1 protein-coding gene is annotated in these 4,009 nt (G+C 67.9%); it reads right to left on the reverse strand.

The genetic code is table 11. The features are described 5' to 3' along the window. Positions 1-42: 42 nt before the first annotated feature. Positions 43-3,936: a DNA-directed RNA polymerase subunit beta' gene (locus ACFU6K_RS33190; protein ID WP_380669401.1), complete on the reverse strand. Its 3,894-nt coding sequence runs from the start codon at positions 3,934-3,936 to the stop codon at positions 43-45. Positions 3,937-4,009: the final 73 nt, after the last annotated feature.

Below are 4,009 nucleotides of genomic sequence, written 5' to 3' on the forward strand. Positions count from 1 at the left end.
GCCCCGTGAAGGGTGGCCGCCCTGCGGTCAGTGACGCGCGACTCAGCCGGTGTACGGGCCGTAGTCGTAGTCGTCCAGCGGGACCGCCTGGCCGGAGCCGGCGCCGAAGGGCGACAGGTCGTAGTCGTCGTAGCCGACGGCCGAGTACATCGCGGCCTTGGCCTCCTCGGTCGGCTCGACCCGGATGTTGCGGTAGCGGGGCAGACCCGTACCGGCCGGGATGAGCTTACCCAGGATGACGTTCTCCTTGAGGCCCAGCAGCGGGTCCGACTTGGCGTGGATCGCCGCGTCGGTGAGGACCCGGGTCGTCTCCTGGAAGGAGGCGGCCGACAGCCAGGACTCGGTGGCCAGCGAGGCCTTGGTGATACCCATCAGCTGCGGACGGCCGGAGGCGGGGTGACCGCCCTCGGCGACGACGCGGCGGTTCTCCTGCTCGAAGCGACCGCGCTCGACCAGCTCGCCGGGCAGCAGCTCGGCGTCGCCCGACTCGATGATCGTCACGCGGCGGAGCATCTGCCGGATGATGATCTCGATGTGCTTGTCGTGGATCGACACACCCTGCGAGTTGTAGACCTTCTGGACCTCGGCGACCAGGTGGACCTGGACGGCACGCTGGCCCATGATGCGCAGGACGTCGTGCGGGTTGGTGGCACCCATGGTCAGCTTCTGGCCGACCTCGACCGCCTCGCCCTCGCTGACCAGCAGCTTCACGCGCTTCGAGACCGGGTAGGCGATCTCGTCGCTGCCGTCGTCCGGCGTGACGACCAGCTTGCGGGTCTTCTCGGTGTCCTCGATCCGGACCCGGCCGGCGGCCTCCGAGATCGGGGCCACACCCTTCGGGGTACGGGCCTCGAACAGCTCGACGACACGCGGCAGACCCTGGGTGATGTCGTCACCCGCCACACCACCGGTGTGGAAGGTACGCATGGTCAGCTGGGTACCGGGCTCACCGATGGACTGGGCGGCGATGATGCCGACCGCCTCACCGATGTCGACCAGCTTGCCGGTGGCCAGCGAGCGCCCGTAGCACATGGCACAGGTGCCGACGGCCGACTCACAGGTCAGGATCGAGCGGGTCTTGACCTCGCCGATGCCGTGGCGGATCAGCTCGTCGATCAGGACGTCGCCGAGGTCGGTGTTGGCGGTGGCAAGGAGCTTGCCGTCCACCGTGATGTCCTCGGCCAGCATGCGGGCGTAGACGCTGGTCTCGACGTCGTCGGCCTTGCGCAGCACGCCGTCCGCGCCCACGGAGCCGATCGCCAGCTTCAGGCCGCGCTCGGTGCCGCAGTCCTCCTCGCGAATGATGACGTCCTGGGAGACGTCGACCAGACGACGGGTGAGGTAGCCGGAGTCGGCGGTACGGAGGGCGGTGTCGGCCAGACCCTTACGGGCACCGTGGGTGGAGATGAAGTACTCCAGCACGGACAGGCCCTCACGGAACGAGGCCTTGATCGGACGCGCGATGGTCTCGTTCTTCGCGTTCGACACCAGACCACGCATACCGGCGATCTGACGCATCTGCATCATGTTTCCACGAGCACCCGAGTCGACCATCATGAAGATGGGGTTCGTCTTCGGGAAGTTCGCGGACATGGCGTCCGCGACCTCGTTGGTCGCCTGGGTCCAGATGCCGACGAGCTCCTGCTTGCGCTCGTTGTCGGTGATCAGACCGCGCTCGTACTGCTTCTGGACCTTCTCGGCCTTGGCCTCGTAGCCCTCCAGGATGGCGGGCTTGCTCGGCGGGACGATGACGTCCGAGATCGAGACGGTGACACCCGAACGGGTCGACCAGTGGAAGCCGGCCGCCTTCAGGTTGTCCAGCGTCGCCGCGACGACGACCTTGGGGTAGCGCTCCGCCAGGTCGTTGACGATCGCGGAGAGCTGCTTCTTGCCCACCTCGTAGTCGACGAACGGGTAGTCCTCGGGCAGCAGCTCGTTGAAGAGCGCGCGGCCCAGGGTGGTGCTCAGGCGGAACGGCTCGCCGTCGAACCAGCTGGACTGGCCCTCCTCGTCCACCGGCGGGGTCCAGCCGCGCGGCGGGACGGTGCCGGCCGGCAGGCGCAGCTCGATCGGGGCCTGGACGTCCAGGTCGCGGGCGTCGAAGGCCATGATCGCCTCGGCGGTCGACGAGAAGGTGCGGCCGGCGCCCTTCACGTTGTCGCGGTCCGAGGTCAGGAAGAACAGACCGAGCACCATGTCCTGGGTCGGCATGGTGACGGGGCGACCGTCGGCCGGCTTCAGGATGTTGTTCGAGGACAGCATCAGGATGCGGGCCTCGGCCTGCGCCTCCGCGGAGAGCGGCAGGTGGACGGCCATCTGGTCACCGTCGAAGTCCGCGTTGAACGCGGTGCAGACGAGCGGGTGGATCTGGATGGCCTTGCCCTCGACCAGCTGCGGCTCGAAGGCCTGGATGCCGAGGCGGTGCAGGGTGGGCGCACGGTTCAGCAGGACCGGGTGCTCGGCGATGACCTCTTCGAGGACGTCCCACACGACCGGACGGGCGCGCTCGACCATGCGCTTGGCCGACTTGATGTTCTGCGCGTGGTTCAGGTCGACCAGGCGCTTCATCACGAACGGCTTGAAGAGCTCCAGCGCCATGGCCTTCGGCAGACCGCACTGGTGCAGCTTGAGCTGCGGGCCGACGACGATGACCGAACGGGCCGAGTAGTCGACTCGCTTGCCGAGGAGGTTCTGACGGAAACGACCCTGCTTGCCCTTCAGCATGTCGCTGAGGGACTTCAGCGGGCGGTTGCCCGGGCCGGTGACCGGACGGCCGCGGCGGCCGTTGTCGAACAGCGCGTCGACGGCCTCCTGGAGCATGCGCTTCTCGTTGTTCACGATGATCTCGGGCGCGCCGAGGTCGAGAAGCCGCTTCAGGCGGTTGTTGCGGTTGATGACGCGGCGGTACAGGTCGTTCAGGTCGGAGGTCGCGAAGCGGCCACCGTCCAGCTGCACCATCGGACGCAGGTCCGGCGGGATGACCGGGACGCAGTCCAGCACCATGCCGTTGGGCTTGTTGGTGGTCTGCAGGAACGCGGAGACGACCTTGAGGCGCTTGAGCGCACGGGTCTTCTTCTGGCCCTTGCCGGTGCGGATGATCTCGCGCAGGCGCTCGGACTCCTCCGCCAGGTCGAAGGTCTCGAGGCGGTCCTTGAGGGCCGCCGCGCCCATCGAGCCGGAGAAGTAGGTGCCGAAGCGGTCGCGCAGCTCGCGGTAGAGCAGCTCGTCGCCCTCGAGGTCCTGGACCTTGAGGTTCTTGAAGCGGGCCCACACCTCGTCGAGGCGGTCGAGCTCGCGCTGCGCGCGGTCGCGCAGCTGCTTCATCTCGCGCTCGGCGCCCTCGCGCACCTTGCGGCGCACGTCGGCCTTGGCGCCCTCGGCCTCCAGCTCGGCCAGGTCGGTCTCGGCCTTCTTGGCGCGGGCCTCGAGGTCGGAGTCGCGGCGGTTCTCGATCTGCTGGCGCTCGACCGAGACGTGCGCCTCCAGGGACGGCAGGTCACGCTGGCGGCGCTCGTCGTCGACCCAGGTGATCATGTAGGCGGCGAAGTAGATGACCTTCTCGAGGTCCTTCGGCGCCAGGTCGAGCAGGTAGCCCAGGCGGGACGGCACGCCCTTGAAGTACCAGATGTGGGTGACCGGGGCGGCCAGCTCGATGTGGCCCATCCGCTCACGGCGCACCTTGGCGCGGGTCACCTCGACGCCGCAGCGCTCACAGATGATGCCCTTGAAGCGGACGCGCTTGTACTTACCGCAGTAGCACTCCCAGTCCCGGGTGGGGCCGAAGATCTTCTCGCAGAAGAGCCCGTCCTTTTCCGGCTTCAGGGTGCGGTAGTTGATGGTCTCCGGCTTCTTGACCTCGCCGTGCGACCACTGGCGGATGTCGTCGGCGGTGGCCAGGCCGATGCGGAGCTCGTCGAAGAAGTTGACGTCAAGCACTGGTCGTCAAGCCCTCTTTCGTAAGTCGAGAGTCGTTCATGTGGTCTGAGGGGGGCCTGGGGGCGGGCCGGCC

This window comes from Kitasatospora sp. NPDC057512 (assembly GCF_042802135.1).
Classification (GTDB): domain Bacteria; phylum Actinomycetota; class Actinomycetes; order Streptomycetales; family Streptomycetaceae; genus Kitasatospora.